A 16354-nucleotide genomic window follows, 5' to 3' on the forward strand; every position below is an offset into this window, starting at 1 on the left:
TAATCTTTATCACTTTTACTAATTTAGGGTGCCTATGGGTTCTTTTGATTTAATAGATATAAAAAAGGTGAATATAAAACATGTAATTATTACTCCCACCTGTCTTTCCAAAAAGGATTCAAATAAGCAAGTAATGAAAATAATAATTGCAAAGTAAAAAAGATTGGCATCTTCAAACCTCTTATGGTAAAGTATTGGATAAAACAAAAGAAATAGTAAATACACCACACCAAAAATACCAAAGGCAATACCGGTTTGAAAGAATTGCGAATGAGGGTTTAATTTCTCTTTAACAAAGTAATCATAACCATATTCAGTATACTTCTTGTTCAAAACATCTTTAACATCTCCAGTACCTACACCCATTGGATGTTCTTTCATAACATCAAACGAAAAATTGTACAATGCCATTCTTACCATAGACGACTTTCTATCCTCGTGGTGTTTAAATATAAATTCATCTGGATTCTTTAAAAAATCTTTAAGAACATATCTGGTATAGTCGACTTCTTTTCCTATTCTATCTATTTGCAAAGTACCAAAAACACTAGTCAATAATAATAAAACGGCTAAAAACCTTAATCTTACATTCTGTATTTTTCTTAAAAACTTCACTAAGAAGAGACAAGACAAAATAAAAACACAAATCACACTACTTAAGGAACCTAACAAGATAATGGCACTAAAAACCACTATAGAATAGCAAGTTTTCATCCATAATTTACCACTAAACACTTTGCTATCTGTAAGCACCAAGAGAAGCGCCATAATATAAATTAAAGACAAATAGGTACTGTGCATTTGAAAACCAAAATTGACAGAGGTAAAACATAGCTCCCCATGTCTTAACAAGCAATTTACAGCCATTATATATGAGAGAAAGATCGCCAGAAAGGAACCTATTACTAGTCCCATTTTCCCCATGTAAACAACCTTAGAAGTTATGGATCTATGCGTAAAAATGAAAAGCAATGGAAACAATAGAAAAGAAAACTTAGTTTCCAAGTCTTTTGCCCCGTAGCTTACGTTTTCAGTGAAGAACATTCCAACAACATGAAGGAAATAAAATCCAATGATAAGAAAGGGAAGTATGGAAATCTCAGATAGTTTAGGTTTCTTTACATGAGGTATTGCACTGATAAATAAAAAAATAATTGAAGGTACTATCAACTTTGTTGCATTAATTAACACCACCGGGAGAATAAAAATCGATAGACCAAAAAGTTCTTCAAACTTAAACTTAGAACCTAGAAATGCTTTATTCACAACCATAGTAAAGAAGTAGAAATTTATATCTCATTGTATTAATCTTTTATTGCTTTATCCTCCTTGGAAAAGAACGATAAATAGTATACAAAGATCACCCCCAACATCAAAGCAGAGCAGGTCATGTTCATAAATTTAGATGGCAGGTTACCCGCAATTACAAATAGTAAAAAAGCTGTAATTAAGGTTATTCTGTTCAACCAGCTTCCTTTTTTAAATATCCAAAGAAAACCAAGTACAAGACTCAGAATAAAAATGATTCCTATGAGTCCGTATTCTGAAAGTATATCTATCAAATAGTGATGAGAAGCCCATACTTCGGCCACAAAATACCTCCCTTGATCTTGTTGGGTCTTATACTGATATTGCCCAGGGCCAATTCCTTTTATTGGTTCTTGAACAAAATAATCTAATCCATTTCGAATTAAATTATACCTAACTATATCACTTCCCAATTTTAATTCATCCTTTAATTCTTTCAATTTCTCCGTATCGGATATATCAACATATTGCACACTTAAATCCTGCTCTACGGTCATTTCTTTTACTTTACTAGTATTGACCATTTTTGCATCAATACTGAACTTATTGTTTTGAATAAATTCTACTGTCGAAAAAGTAAAAATTCCCACACCTAACGTAACTCCAATCCATTTAATAAAAGATTGACGTTCTTGGCGAATATTAATTAAATTCGAAAGCAATAAAAAAGCACCAAATATCATGCTTGCTAATAGTCCATATCGAGCTTGAGCTACGTTTGAATACACAAACAACACTAAGAAGATGAGTAACTGTAATAACAGTTTTTTCGAAAGGAATTTATCAAACAAGATAAGACCCGAAACCAAAACTAAAAGGTATGCTATATAATTGTTTGGATTATGCCAAATGAAGATCGGTATATCACGAAACTTTGGAAAAAATTCTGTAATGACAAATACATTATTTTCCAACACAAAATGAAATCCCCACAATTTTTCAACAGCTCCAATGCCTAATACAATAACCAAGGTACCCCATAATAAATATTTCAAAATAGCTGTAAATTTTTCTCTACCAAGGCTCTGAAAACTATACAAGAATAAATTAACAAAGAAGAATGAAACCAGTAATATCCTTAATTCCATATTGGCAAAAACTTTACCTGATTCAGGTATGGAACCATACATTACCCCTCCCCAAATTAATAGTAAAAGTATGGGTAAACTAAAGTAAAAGACCTTTAATCTATTCGTGCTTCTTACGAAGTAAAATACTGTACTTAGGGGGATTATTAACAAATCAAGTGTAACGATTCTTCCGCTTAATTTTAATTGAAACAGTAGGGGTGAAAAAACAAGTATTAAAAATGAAAGTATCAGAGGAAAACTCTCTAATTTGAGTAATATACTCTTATTCCACAAGCTGTTTTTACGCTCCATACTCTATCATATTTAATAATTTTAAAAAGGATGCTTTTCTCGAAAAATCCTTGGCCTTTGCACCTAAAAAATTAAGCTCCAAGTTCTGGAGAAACACCAATCCTTCACTTATTTCCTCTTCATTTTCATTGGCCCAAAACACATTTTCGTATCCTGCTAAAAGTTCTTGCATAACACCGATTTTTTTTGGTCCTTTTGTTATGATCAAGATAGCCATATTCATAGCCAAATAATCGAATACTTTAGTTGTGGATTCGAAGGGTGTGTCAGACAAAAAGATAACACCAATTTTACCTTGCAATAAGAAATCTGCCATTTCTTGCTGCGCTATAAACCCTTGGTATTTATAATTTGAAATAAGATCTGAATTGTCTAGGTTATCCTGACTCCCAACGTGTAAAAGCCGCATATCCAAACGTGACACTACATTAAAAAAAGCATGAGAATGCCAATAGAACTTGCCTGGATAGACGATGGTCTTGTTTGAATCAAATTCAGGGAGACTAGTTAGATCCGGAAAAAACCGTTCATCATATCCATTCGGAAGAACAATCTTTTCTGAGCCAGACCAATTACTGATGTAATCTAAACACATATCATTTACACTAGTTATGATATCAGCCCCAAAATTCATGCGTACTTCAAACAATTTTTTGATTGCAATCTTCAATTTACCGTCCTTAAATCTCGGATTATAGCTAAATGGATCTCTATAGTCCAAAATCACCTTTTTAGCCCAGCCTTTAGTTTTAAATTTTCTCCCTAAACCAAAATGTAAAAAAGGCCCACCTGATATAATTAAAACATCGTAAATAGGTTTTGGTGTAATAGCATTAAAATGAGCTAAAATGTCCTTTTTCCACCCCAAACCTTCATCTTGAATAAGTGTTTGAAAAATACTCGATCGCTGAGGTTTTACAGTAGTATACTTGTAAGATAGACTTTCGGAACTCTGACATTTAGTAATCACCTCCACCTCCACATCTGGAAGCTTTGATAACTCTTGTGCCCAATAACTTGTTCGAATCGCTCCAACATTTTTTTCAGGATAAAAGGAATATGCAATAATCAATACTTTCATCTATTCGGCGAATTTACTAATCAATTTACCAAGAACATCTTCTGTATTCAATTCCTTTTTAACGAATTCTCGTCCATCCTCATTAGGAGATAGTTCATTTTTACCCGCTAAATCAACTAACCTTTCGAGATGCCTAATCCCCTCTTCAGTTGTAGATGCATGTAAGCAATGATTCAATTTATTAGAGTACAACACATGTTTACGGTGAAACAAGGATTCCAATACAAAATTTGAAAAGCCATCGTGCTCAATAATACGTGTGGTAACATGACATTTTTCATACTCCTTTAACATATCATCACACCAACCGAGGCATTTTACATTGGTAGGGATATCAAAGCCCTCACCATTAGTACCAGCAACCCTAAAATCAACTTCAGGAAACCTGGTGGCTAATGCAATAATATGATTTAACCCGTAATACACCTCTCTTCCTTTGGCTACATAACTGAATACTTTTAGCCCATTTTCAGTAGAAGGAAAATCTATTTTTTGATTGCCCTTAAAATTGGTAAATCTTAATAATTCTGCATGAACACCGATTTCTTTTAATTCTTCTTGTATCCAAGGAGCCTCGCAAAAATGCTCTGCGTTCTGCAAATATTTTTGATTTCGATTTGGGTTATTTTTGGCACGTAAAACATCTGACCCAGCCCAAAATAACATGACTCTTTTTTTCCAGAAAAATGCCCAATCAAAAGTTCTACTTTTTGTGGTTGTTACATTAATAGAATAAACCACGTCACAAAAAGGAATTAGCAAAAAGGCTAGCAATCTATCCTTGTTCGTATAGTAGGTATCTAATGCTTTAACAGACACTCTCTTATCTCCAAAGGCTTTTATTTGCTTTTCTAAACGCTTTGTAAATAGGCATAACCCCACCAATATCACTCTCTTTCTCGCCATAATCTAATGCTTCAAATTTATTACATCGGCCTTCTTAACCAAAACAAGTTTAACATATAAACTAAACAATAGAAACAAGGCCAATCCCCAACCGGCTACTTTGAAGTAATTCAATTTATTATCATCAAAGATTTCCAAGTAAGGTAATAAGCCAAAAACTAAAAGTTGCAGAATAGTACCCAACAAACCAAGCCAAAAAAAGATTTTCTGTTTTTTAATAACCAAAGGTATAGTGGAAACTGGAGAAATAATAAAATTAACCATTAGCCAAGGTGCTAAGACTTCCGATATTTCACCACTAAAGCTCCATCTCTCACTCAATACAAATGAAAATATTTCTTCTCCAAAGAAGAATACAGTTGCAAACGGAAGGATAGAAAGCCCCGTAAGAACCAAGGTTGTTTTTTTCAATAAAGGGTATATGGCTTGCTTATTAGCAAAACTTTCAGAACATCTTTGAAAAAATACTTGACCAATAGAACCTCCTACAAGTGCTAAAGGAATTTTCAACATTCTAAAAGACATATCGTAGTTACCATAAGTAAATATATCAAAGTACTCCTTCATTAAAATTGCCAGAAGTAAATCTCTTCCTGTATCTAAGATAACATGTGGCAGGTTGACTTTTGGATAATCTTTATATTCTTTTAATAATACAAACTGTTTCTTTTTACTGTTTTGAAACTCATCCCTTCCTTTGATTTTAAAGAAATCCAAAATAAAGACGATAGCCGAGGAAAAGATACCTAAAATAGTAGCTATAATTAATCCTGGAACTCCGAATCCGAGTAGTCCTGCGAAAATTCGAAAACCATTCATACCTAGGCTTTCCGTAATTTTCGATGCCGTAATTCTTTTAAAGGCCTTATTTGTTAATGCCCAATTGGTCCCTAAGGTTCTAAAAATGATTCCAAAACTAGCTGCGGCAAGAGCAATAATAAAAAATTGAAATTCTAAATCTCTTTCTCCCAACAAACTGTAGAGTAAACCACATGTTAATACCGCCAACATAGAATACAAACTGATTCTTAATGCTGCTCGGAAGAGTTGAAAACCATGTGATTTATTTTTAGGCAATGGAATGGCCATTTCATACCTCGCAGTTGCTATAGAGGAGATAAAGGTAGCCCACCTTAAAAAATAACCCAACTCCCCCATTTCATCTGGAGTAAACAAACGCGCTATCACTGGCTGTAAGCCTAGACTTATGACCTGAGCTAACACCGTCCCTGATGTGAGTAGTACAACTGATTTAACCAGTTCTGATTTTAAATTGATACGCTTTAGCATGCTTGTTCTTAACGGCTGCAAAGATAGGTTTATTATAGAAAATGAACCTACTCTGCTCTTCCTTTTCAGTATACGAAAGTAAGTAAAAGAAAAAAGCCCTCTTACACGGGGTAAAAGGGCTTTATTTATAGTTTATCTTCTTCTATTTTGCGTAGTTCACAGATCTTTTCTCTCTGATCACCGTCACTTTAACCTGACCAGGGTAGGTCATTTCTGTTTGAATTTTTTGAGAAATAGTAAATGATAATTCATCAGCTTTTAAATCTGATACTTTTTCACTTTCTACCATTACTCTCAATTCTCTACCGGCCTGGATGGCGTATGCATTGGTTACACCGTCGTAAGATAAAGCCAAGCTTTCAAGGTCCTTAATACGTTTGATGTAACTTTCAACGATTTCACGACGTGCACCTGGTCTTGCACCAGAAACGGCATCACACACCTGAACGATAGGAGCGATTAATGATTTCATCTCCACTTCGTCGTGGTGGGCACCGATGGCATTACACACATCTGGCTTTTCTCCATACTTCTCTGCCCACTTCATACCTAACACCGCGTGTGGTAATTCTGGCTCCTCGTCTGGAACTTTTCCTATATCGTGTAACAATCCTGCTCTCTTGGCTAACTTCACATTTAAACCTAACTCTGCAGCCATAACCGCACAAAGGTTTGCTACCTCTCTAGAGTGTTGCAACAAGTTTTGTCCGTAAGACGAACGATACTTCATTCTACCTACTGCTCTTGTTAATTCTGGGTGTAAACCGTGAATTCCTAAATCAATACACGTTCTTCTTCCAGTTTCAGCAATTTCTTCTTCTAAAGATTTCTTGGTTTTCGCAACTACCTCTTCAATTCTTGCAGGGTGAATACGTCCATCAGAAACCAATTGGTGTAAAGATAAACGAGCGATCTCTCTTCTTACAGGATCGAAACAAGAAAGGATAATTGCCTCTGGTGTATCATCAACAATGATCTCAACTCCAGTAGCTGCTTCTAAAGCTCTAATGTTACGTCCTTCTCTACCAATGATACGTCCTTTTACTTCGTCAGAATCAATATTAAATACAGAAACAGAATTCTCAATTGCCTGTTCAGTAGCTACACGTTGGATTGATTGAATAACGATTTTTTTCGCTTCGCGATTCGCATTCAACTTTGCCTCATCGGTAATGTCTTTGATGTAAGCCATCGCATCCGTACGCGCTTCATCTTTGATTGCCTCCATCATTTGCTTCTTCGCTTCTTCTGGCTGCATCCCTGAGATACGAGACAATTCCAACACTCTTTTTTGTTGTAACTTCTCTAACTCTTCGTTCTTTAATTCAACTGTGTTGATTTTATCATCCAAGGATTTTTGCTGTACAGCTAGAGCCTTTTCTTTACGGTTTACTTCCTCCGTTTTCTTCGATAAATTTTTCTCCTTGTTCTTGGTTCTATCTTCGGCAGATTGCAATTTGCGCTCTCTGTCTTTGATCATTTTTTCGTGATTCTCTTTCAAGTTCAAGAACTTCTCCTTGGCTTGTAAAATCTTATCCTTCTTAAGGGCTTCACCTTCTGTCTCAGCCTCCTTGAGGATCTGTTCCTTCCTCTTTTTAAGGAGTACATTTTGTACCACAAAAGCAACTACTGCTCCGGCTACAACTCCTATTACTATTCCTATTATTATGTCCATAATTTATATTAAAAAAAAATCCCACCGCGTACAGCCATGTGCTGACACTTGTGGGAAACTATTATATATGAATACTGCAATTTACGCTAGTACATCGGCCAAATTGTTCAACAGGGTCATCAGCTCCTTCTTATCTATATCAGATGCTGGTTTTGCCCCATTTTCTACTTTGGTCGCTAACTGTAGAGCGGTCATTGCAAGTAAATCTTGCATATCTTTTACGGCATAGTTGTCTTGTAACATCTTGATGCTACTGTTTATTTTCTCTGCTGCGGCTTTGATCTTTTCCTCTTCACCTTCATTAATGGTGAGCGGATAATTTCTTCCAGCTACAACAACTTTTATAGACAACTTGCTCATTCTATCTATTGCTTCAAACGATTTATACAATCGTCAATTTCCCTTACTAAAAAGTCTATTTCTTCATCATTTACCTGCGCGGAGTTGGCTTTCGCTTCACTCTCTTTTAAAGCTGCGTTTAAATGATCTACTTGAGATGTTAGGTCTAATACTTCCGCTTGCTTATTTTCTAAGTTACGTGTAAGCATTGCTACCTTATCTTGCAAAGACGCATTATCATTTCGCATTGTAGCCAATTCTGACTTCAACGCCTCTCCTCTTTTCTGGATTTCTTGTATGATAAGCTTAATGTCTTGCATAAAATATGACTTACTACAAATGTAGCATTCGATTGATTATATTCAAAGTTTTACTTGTGAATTGTCATTAAAAAAATTTAGACCTATAAACACCGTCTCAAAAGCCCATAGCTCGCCTTCTTTATCATTTTGATATGACATAAAAACAACACTAGCAGTTAGCACTTCATTTCTAAGCAATTAATCACAAAACACGCTATAACTTTACGCGTCTACCCTTAAAATTGAAGACAAAAAAAACGCTGCTTACAAAAAGTAAACAGCGTTTAATATGTTTTAAATAATGTTTGATACTTACACCAACATCATAACTGGGTTCTCCATGTATTGCTTGAAAGTATTCAAGAACGCCGCTCCTGAAGCTCCATCAACCACTCTGTGATCACATGATAAAGTAACCTTCATAACGTTTCCTGGCACTACAGCTCCATTCTTAACAACTGGTACTTGTTTGATACCTCCAACAGCTAAAATACAGCTATCTGGTGGGTTAACAATAGCTGTAAACTCTTCTACACCAAACATTCCTAAGTTAGAAATTGTAAATGTATTTCCTTCCCAATCTTTAGGTTGTAATTTTTTATCTTTTGCTGCTTGTGCTAATTGCTTCACTTCCGCACCAATTTCGCTCATTCCTTTAGAATCTGCAAAACGGATAACTGGAACTAACAACCCTTCATCAACTGCAACTGCTACACCAATGTGAATGTGCTCATTTCTACGGATGAAATCTCCCATCCAAGCAGAATTGATTGCTGGGTGCTTTCTCAATGACATAGAAACCGCTTTGATTACCATATCGTTGAAAGAAACTTTCACACCTTCCTGTGCATTGATCGCTTTACGAGCTGCCATCGCGTTGTCCATATCTATATCCATCGTGATGTAGAAATGAGGCGCTGTAAACTTGCTCTCTGCCAATCTTCTTGCAATTGTTTTACGCATTTGAGAAACGTTCTCATCTGTGTAAGACTCTTGACCTGCAACTGCAGTTCTCACTGGAGCTGCACTTCCTGCTGCCGGTACGTAAGGTACATAGTGCTCAACATCGCGCTTAACGATTCTACCGTTCTCACCTGTCCCTTTTACCAAAGCGATATCAATACCTTTATCTTCTGCTAATTTCTTTGCCAATGGAGAAGCAAATATTCTGTCTCCGTTTGGACTTGCAACTGGAGCTGCTGCTGGCTGAGGAGCTGGAGTTGCCGCCGGTGCAGGTTTCTCTGCTGCTGGAGCAGGAGCTGCAACTGGAGTCTCTTCTTTCTTCTCTTCTGTTTCTGGAGCCGCTGCTGGAGCTGCTGCACCTGCATTTGCTAAAATCTCCTCAACATTCTCACCCTTCTCACCTATGATCGCCAAAACGTCATTTACAGGTGCTGTAGCTCCTTTTTCCACACCGATGTGTAACAATACACCGTCGTAGAAAGATTCGAATTCCATGGTAGCCTTGTCTGTTTCGATTTCCGCTAACAAGTCTCCAGAACTAACTTCTTCTCCTACTTTTATATGCCATTCTGCTACTACACCTTCTGTCATAGTATCAGACAACTTCGGCATTAAAATTACTTCAGCCATTTTATTCTAATGTTTTTTAGTATTCTATAATATAAGGGTAATCTTCTTGCATGTATACGTCTTCGTATAACTCTTTCCCTTCTGGGTATGGTGAATTTTCAGCAAATTCAATTGATTCCTGAACTTCTTTCTTCACCCAGTCTTGAATTTCTTTGATTTCTTCTTCTGTTAAGAACTTATTGTCTTTAATTACTTGTAGACAGTGCTCAACAGGATCTTGTGCTTGGTACTCAGCAACCTCTTCTTTTGTTCTGTATTTCTGAGGGTCTGACATAGAGTGACCTTTGTATCTGTATGTACGGATATCTAATAAAGTTGGTCCTTCTCCATTTCTAGCTCTTGTTGCAGCTTCTTCTATTGCCTCGTGTACTGCTTCTGGCGACATACCATTAACAGACTGAGAAGGCATTTCGTAAGAATCTCCAATTTTAGAAAGATCAGTTACGTTAGTTGTTCTTTCAACTGAAGTACCCATGGCGTAGTTATTATTTTCTATGATGAAAATTACTGGTAATTTCCAGTTCATTGCCATGTTGAATGTTTCGTGTAAAGCACCTTGACGTACAGCACCGTCTCCCATAGAAACAAACACTACATTATCCGTCTCGTTGTACTTTTCAGCAAAAGCTACACCCGCTCCCATAGGAATTTGTGCACCAACGATTCCGTGACCTCCCATAAAGTTTTTCTCTTTATCAAAGAAGTGCATAGAACCACCTTTACCTTTAGAACAACCTGTTGTTCTTCCGTAAAGTTCTGCCATTAAAACACGAGGATCAGTACCTAATCCGATAGGGTGAGCGTGATCTCTATACGCTGTCATGTGCTTATCTGTTGGGCGAGAACCAGAAACAGTTCCTGCAACTACAGCCTCTTGACCGATATAAAGGTGACAGAATCCACCAAATTTTTGTTGTATATATAACTGACCTGCCTTCTCTTCGAATTTACGCATAAGAAGCATGTCCTTGTACCATTTTATGTATTGTTCTTTAGAAAACTTTAACTGACTTTTCGCAGCGCTTTTACGCGTAGTTTTCTTTGGAGCTGAAGCTGATTTTGTAGCCATAATCATTCACCATTTATCTAATTGGGCAAATATAGAATTTTGTTTTTAATAAAAAGGAAAAAAATCCCCCACTTCCCTTGTACGGTTCTTCGAGAATCCTTGATTCCTAAAACCACTATCACTTGGTATTTTTATCTCTGAAAAATGCACACACAAAAAAAGAGGATATTAATCCTCTTTTACTTGGCGATAAACCTCCTTGGCTGTCGCTTCAAATTCTTCTCTCAAATCTGAATCAATGATACCTCTTCCTAGCTCAAAGTTTTCTTTAAATTTTGGAAGACTCAAAGCAGCTAAAACCCTGGCTCCATTTCTCGGAAAACGATTGGCTCCTATCTCTAATACGCTCTTAGCCCCTCTTCCACCGGGGGAGGTGGCCATTAAAAACATAGGTTTATTTTGAAAAACTGTTTCGTTAGGAATTCTTGAACACCAATCTAACAAGTTTTTAAAAGCAGCAGTATACGCTCCGTTGTGTTCCGCTAATGAAAGTAAAATTAAATCACACCTTTTTAGGGTGTTGATAAAATCATAAGCTGCATTTGGAATCCCATGCGCTTTTTCTTCATCTATTCCATATATAGGAAGTTTGAATTCATTGATATCTAAATAACGAATATCACATCCTTTAAAATAGGTAGACACATGAGTTACTAAAGCTTTGTTGATGGAATTTTTGCTATTACTTCCAGCAAAGGCTAATATTTTCATACTTAGGTTTTGGAATCAAGAAAGATAGAAAATTATTCAATAATATCTTTCCAATCTTCACTTCTTTGCCTAACGGCGTTCACATATCCACAAACTGCTTTTGCTTTGTACCCCTCTTTTGTCAGCAAATCAAAGGTTTTAAGTACTAATTCTTTTCCTATACCTTTTCCTCTGTAAACTTCAGGAACCTCAGAATACACTAAATGAAGTACACCATCTTTTTCTTGGTAATCTATAAAGGCTTCTCCTCCATCGTTTACTTTTAAAACAAACTTTTTCGCTGCCTTATCATGAATTATCTGGTTCTCCATTATTCTTCCTTTAATTTATCAGCATACATTTTTCTGAACTTTGCCAATTTGGGTGAGATAACGGCCTGACAATAACTTTGCTCACCATTATTATTAAAGTAATCTTGGTGATACTCTTCAGCATCGTAAAATATTGTTAGTTCCTCCAAAGTAGTTGTTACTGCATCATCATACACCTGCTGCATTTCCTTTAAGACTTCTTGCGCCGTTTCTTTTTGTTGGGCATCATGATAAAAGATACAAGATCTATATTGTGTACCTACATCTCCACCTTGTCTATTTAAGGTAGTAGGATCATGACTCGTCATAAAAATTTGCAACAACTCCTTATAAGAAATCACATCTGCATCAAACTTTACCTGAACCACTTCTGCGTGACCGGTTAAACCAGAACACACCTCTCTATAAGTTGGTTTTCCCGGTGCATTACCTCCTGTATATCCAGAAATAACTGTTTCAACACCTTTTAATCTTCTCATTAGTGTTTCAACACACCAAAAACATCCACCACCAAAAGTGGCCAATTGCATATTATTCATGCTCTCCTTCTTTTAATAAACGTATACTTGCTGAATTCACACAATATCTTAATCCGCTGGGGGCTGGTCCATCTGGAAAAACGTGTCCCAAATGAGAATCACAAGCATTGCATAATATCTCCACCCTCACCATGCCGTAAGAAACATCCTTTTTGTAAGCTACGGCATTCTCTTTATAAGGCTGTGTAAAACTCGGCCATCCTGTGCCTGATTCAAACTTTATTGTTGAATCAAACAAAATGGTGTCACAACACACACAAGTATACTTCCCCGGATCATGGGCTTTACATAAAGCACCCGTATGCGGCGCTTCTGTTCCATGCTGTCGGGTAATCCTATAGGTTTCAGCATCCAATAACTCCCTCCACTCCTGATCACTTTTTTCTACGCGTTTTTCAGGCGATGGAGCTCCATGGTTAGCGTACTTTATTACATCGTTCCAATTGAGCATATTTTCTCCTCTCTTATTTTTCTTTCTCCTTTTAATGATAAACCTCATTCTCTCGTCCTTTGGTTTATTCCGAAGTAAAATTAAACATCCAAGACCAATAATTGTTGTCTATTCCTTACCGAATTGATTTTTTCTAAATAAAAAAAGGAGGGACTTACGCACCTCCTCCTTTTCCTGCCTTTTTTAAAGCGTAATTATCTATCTAAATGCGACGCATCCAATAAGTCTAAAACAGTTTTCACAGGACTAAAACTCTCTGAAGGAACTTCTACAAATAGCGTATTCCAATTGGCCATTCCACCATTCCAAAGTCCTGGATTTTCTCTAAATTTTATATTCACTCCTTTGTAAGCTTTGTCTACCACAAAGTATTTATCCTTGTCTACATATTCATCTAAATCCAACTTATTCCCTGCTAAGTCTTGCGGGTTTAGCACCATCATCACCGGGTTAAAATATTGAGATTGCACCATTTTATTGTACTGATCTCCCTTCGGACTAATCTGCGCTTTTTCTACAATTTGCTTAGATACACCGCTTTCATCTTCTACCCAAAATGGCCCCCCACCTGGTTGACCTTCATTTCTAACCATACCACAAACACGCATAGGCCTATTCATGAAAGCTAACAATTCCTCTTCCTCAAAGGTTTCGAAATCTTCTTCTAAAGGAGCAAACTGATATTCCTGATTCAATTTAGCCAAGGCAATTTTCGGTGTATTCGATTTTAAAGCCTCTTGCATGTCCTTTTTAAACTCTAAAAGGAGTCCGGCCATGTACTTTAAACTATCTACACTTGTCTCCGATAAATTTTCGTGTTGTACGTTATCTATGTTTTTAATAAAGATCAAATCCTCTTGCAAGGAGTTTAAGTTTTGTAACAAAGCACCATGTCCCGAGGGTCGAGTTAAAATTTCTCCTTCCTCCGTTTTTACAACAGTACCATTACTATTAAACGCCACTGCATTTGTTGCTGGAGACTGTTCTGAGAAGGTTACATTTAAATTGAGTCCAGTTAAATGCTGCACACTCAATAGACTGGTCGTAATTTGTTCTTCGAAGTTTTTATTGATGGTAAAATGAAAGTGTAATTCATCTTCTTTGAGTCGAATAGCCTGTAAAACCTGCTCTTGAAAAGCGTTTAAAATAAACCTCCCGTTGCGGTGAAAAGGAATTAAGCCCTTGGGTAAACTTCCTAAATTGAGGCCTTCTTTTTCCAAGATGAAGTGAATAATTTCTTCTACTTCGTAATCGTACTTCGCAATGCGTTTTTTCAATTCAAAGGGAAGTAATTCAAAAAAAGCGAACTTCTTTAAATTGGAAAAGAATCGTTCTACCTTACCCCTATCCTCTTCTGAGGGAGAACTTAAAAAATCATATAAAAACTGAAACATGCGCGAACCCGATCCTGAAGCCGGAATAAAAACAGCTGTTTTCAAATCCGTATCTGCATAAACGGTCTTGAAGTAATTGCGCTCGATTTTGTTGTGTTTGATAACACCATCATTGAGTTTACAAACGCTGTGTAACTTTACTTCTGGGTGTTTACTAAAAACTTCTTCGCGTTGTTTTTCTATACTTTTTTCTAAATCAATCATTGGATTAGATAGCTATAAATTCTGTAATTTCGTGTTTTTCCGAAACTGTGAATATAGCAATTGAATTTATAAAATATAGCTTTCGCGCCAAAAGAAGACATGGTGTGCATTCGCCCTATGTTTATAGATTGCAAGATGAAAGCTTTAAAAATGATTTCAGCGCTACCTTCTTAAAAAGCTTTAAAAGCTTTGAAAAAGCGTTGACAAAAAATTCTGAGCTTATTGCAGTAAATCCCTTTGGGGCTGGATCTAAAAAGGGGAAAAAGAAGCAACTCCCATTGAACAAGCTTGCAAATAGAGCCAGGACTTCTTCCAAATATGGAAAACTTATTTTTCAATTGGGCGAACATATAGGCGCTCAACATGTATTGGAATTAGGCACCCATCTAGGAATTGGAACGGCTTATTTAAGTCAAATCTCTACCCTTAAATCCTTAACAAGTGTAGAAGGTTGTGCCAATTTACACCGCAAGGCTCACGATCATCTTACCCAATTAGGTATACAAGATAAGTGTACTTTAGTGCGAAATACCTTCGAAGCTTTTATTGAGCAAGACAATACTGTTTACGACCTCATTTTTATAGACGGTGATCATCGTTCGGAGGCTTTGTTTGAGATTTTAGAAGGTTTGCAAAAGAACATACACAACGAAACCTTGTTGGTAATAGATGATATACGTTGGAGTAAAGACATGTTTAAAGCTTGGCAAGAATTAATTGCAAAAAATGACTATCATTTGAGCATGGATTTCTTTAGAATGGGCGTGCTAGCGGTAAGGAAAAACCAAGAAAAAGAACATTTTATATTGAAAAAGAAATAGATGAAAGTATATACAAAAACAGGAGATAAAGGAGAAACCTCTTTAATAGGCGGTGTTCGTGTAAAGAAATATGATTTACGCATAGAAGCTTATGGAACGGTAGACGAGTTAAACTCTTTTGTAGGTATAATTCGCGATCAGGAAATTAAGGAAGAATACTACCACCAATTGATAGAAATACAGGACAGATTATTTACCATAGGTTCTATTTTAGCAGCGGCACCAACTTCTAGGATGAAGTTACCTGAACTTGAAGAGAAAGACATCACTTTCTTGGAAGAAGCCATGGATAAAATGGATGAAGAATTAGAGCCTATGCGTTCTTTTGTTTTACCGGGAGGACATACCACTGTTTCGCATACGCACATTGCGAGATGCGTTTGTAGACGTGCGGAGAGAAACACCATAGCATTGGCTGAAGAAGCAGAAGTTTCTCCATTAGTGATACAATATTTAAACAGATTAAGCGATTATTTATTTGTACTCTCTCGCAAGTTAACCAAGGATTTAAATGCAAAAGAAATTCCTTGGAAACCAAGAATGTAATTCTTGCGTAGATAGAAAAAAGGCAAGTAAGTAGTCGAAAATTTGGATTTATAGAAATAAAAATTACTTTTGCCGAAATTAAAGACTTTTAAAAACTTAAGATATGTATTGGACTCTAGAACTTGCTTCTTACTTAGAAGACGCACCGTGGCCAGCAGCAAAGGATGAATTAATTGATTTCGCAATTAGAACTGGAGCTCCTTTAGAGGTAGTAGAAAACCTACAAGCTATTGAAGACGAAGGTGAGATTTACGAAAGCATCGAAGATATTTGGCCTGATTATCCGACCAAAGAAGACTTCTTCTTTAACGAGGACGAATATTAATAAAATATTTCCCGGTTCTTGATGAATCGGGATTTTTTTTGCCTTTTGCGCTAGGGATAGCAGCGATAGCTCTGCAGAGGGAAAGTTTATATTTTGTGAAAGTTTGA

Annotated in this window: 18 protein-coding genes; 3 read left to right on the forward strand and 15 right to left on the reverse strand. The window is 36.3% G+C overall.

Annotated elements, in window-relative coordinates:
* Window positions 1-18: 18 nt before the first annotated feature.
* The 15 genes from BM327_RS11335 to BM327_RS11405 all read right to left on the reverse strand — a co-directional run bounded on the left by BM327_RS11335 (window position 19) and on the right by BM327_RS11405 (window position 14555).
* Complete coding sequence (locus BM327_RS11335; protein ID WP_170853747.1) at window positions 19-924, reverse strand: O-antigen ligase family protein; 906 nt, start codon at window positions 922-924, stop codon at window positions 19-21.
* A 380-nt stretch (window positions 925-1304) separates the two neighbouring features.
* On the reverse strand, window positions 1305-2690 hold the full coding sequence (locus tag BM327_RS11340) for an O-antigen ligase family protein (protein WP_090249675.1): 1386 nt from the start codon (window positions 2688-2690) through the stop codon (window positions 1305-1307).
* Window positions 2680-3771 (reverse strand): glycosyltransferase family protein, encoded by a 1092-nt coding sequence (locus BM327_RS11345; RefSeq protein WP_090249677.1) that lies wholly within the window; start codon window positions 3769-3771, stop codon window positions 2680-2682. The genes BM327_RS11340 and BM327_RS11345 overlap by 11 nt, the downstream gene beginning before the upstream one ends.
* Window positions 3772-4677: a hypothetical protein gene (locus BM327_RS11350; protein ID WP_090249680.1), complete on the reverse strand. Its 906-nt coding sequence runs from the start codon at window positions 4675-4677 to the stop codon at window positions 3772-3774.
* A 3-nt stretch (window positions 4678-4680) separates the two neighbouring features.
* Window positions 4681-5967 (reverse strand): lipopolysaccharide biosynthesis protein, encoded by a 1287-nt coding sequence (locus BM327_RS11355; RefSeq protein ID WP_090249684.1) that lies wholly within the window; start codon window positions 5965-5967, stop codon window positions 4681-4683.
* 142 nt (window positions 5968-6109) lie between these two features.
* On the reverse strand, window positions 6110-7642 hold the full coding sequence (gene rny, locus BM327_RS11360; RefSeq protein ID WP_090249688.1) for a ribonuclease Y: 1533 nt from the start codon (window positions 7640-7642) through the stop codon (window positions 6110-6112).
* An 81-nt stretch (window positions 7643-7723) separates the two neighbouring features.
* Complete coding sequence (locus BM327_RS11365) at window positions 7724-8002, reverse strand: cell division protein ZapA (RefSeq protein WP_139230349.1); 279 nt, start codon at window positions 8000-8002, stop codon at window positions 7724-7726.
* 5 nt (window positions 8003-8007) lie between these two features.
* Window positions 8008-8301, reverse strand: a complete 294-nt coding sequence (locus BM327_RS11370; protein WP_090249697.1) for a hypothetical protein — start codon at window positions 8299-8301, stop codon at window positions 8008-8010.
* A gap of 294 nt (window positions 8302-8595) precedes the next feature.
* The gene (locus BM327_RS11375; protein ID WP_090249702.1) at window positions 8596-9876 is read right to left on the reverse strand and encodes a pyruvate dehydrogenase complex dihydrolipoamide acetyltransferase; all 1281 of its coding nucleotides are present in this window, start codon (window positions 9874-9876) and stop codon (window positions 8596-8598) included.
* Window positions 9877-9892: 16 nt separating this feature from the next.
* Window positions 9893-10945 carry a pyruvate dehydrogenase (acetyl-transferring) E1 component subunit alpha gene (gene pdhA / locus BM327_RS11380; protein WP_090249942.1) on the reverse strand — a complete coding sequence of 351 codons (1053 nt, stop codon included), beginning with the start codon at window positions 10943-10945 and terminating at the stop codon, window positions 9893-9895.
* Between the two features lie 168 nt (window positions 10946-11113).
* Window positions 11114-11656, reverse strand: coding sequence for an NADPH-dependent FMN reductase (locus tag BM327_RS11385; protein WP_090249708.1), 543 nt, complete (start codon window positions 11654-11656; stop codon window positions 11114-11116).
* A gap of 32 nt (window positions 11657-11688) precedes the next feature.
* Window positions 11689-11967 carry a GNAT family N-acetyltransferase gene (locus tag BM327_RS11390; protein WP_090249712.1) on the reverse strand — a complete coding sequence of 93 codons (279 nt, stop codon included), beginning with the start codon at window positions 11965-11967 and terminating at the stop codon, window positions 11689-11691.
* Entirely contained in the window at window positions 11967-12506 is a 540-nt protein-coding gene (gene msrA / locus BM327_RS11395) for a peptide-methionine (S)-S-oxide reductase MsrA (RefSeq protein ID WP_244526220.1), read from the reverse strand. The genes BM327_RS11390 and msrA overlap by 1 nt, the downstream gene beginning before the upstream one ends.
* Window positions 12499-12957 (reverse strand): peptide-methionine (R)-S-oxide reductase MsrB, encoded by a 459-nt coding sequence (gene msrB / locus BM327_RS11400; protein ID WP_090249946.1) that lies wholly within the window; start codon window positions 12955-12957, stop codon window positions 12499-12501. The genes msrA and msrB overlap by 8 nt, the downstream gene beginning before the upstream one ends.
* Before the next feature lie 194 nt (window positions 12958-13151).
* Window positions 13152-14555, reverse strand: coding sequence for a DUF4301 family protein (locus tag BM327_RS11405; protein ID WP_090249716.1), 1404 nt, complete (start codon window positions 14553-14555; stop codon window positions 13152-13154).
* 47 nt (window positions 14556-14602) lie between these two features.
* Between BM327_RS11405 and BM327_RS11410 the strand changes: the two genes are divergently transcribed.
* From BM327_RS11410 to BM327_RS11420, 3 genes are all read left to right on the forward strand, one after another.
* Window positions 14603-15376, forward strand: coding sequence for an O-methyltransferase (locus BM327_RS11410; RefSeq protein WP_170853748.1), 774 nt, complete (start codon window positions 14603-14605; stop codon window positions 15374-15376).
* Window positions 15377-15922: a cob(I)yrinic acid a,c-diamide adenosyltransferase gene (locus BM327_RS11415; protein ID WP_090249724.1), complete on the forward strand. Its 546-nt coding sequence runs from the start codon at window positions 15377-15379 to the stop codon at window positions 15920-15922.
* Between the two features lie 103 nt (window positions 15923-16025).
* The gene (locus BM327_RS11420; RefSeq protein ID WP_090249729.1) at window positions 16026-16247 is read left to right on the forward strand and encodes a DUF2795 domain-containing protein; all 222 of its coding nucleotides are present in this window, start codon (window positions 16026-16028) and stop codon (window positions 16245-16247) included.
* Window positions 16248-16354: the final 107 nt, after the last annotated feature.

Origin of the sequence: Lishizhenia tianjinensis (genome assembly GCF_900116425.1) — a bacterium.
Classification (GTDB): Bacteria; Bacteroidota; Bacteroidia; order Flavobacteriales_D; family Crocinitomicaceae; genus Lishizhenia; species Lishizhenia tianjinensis.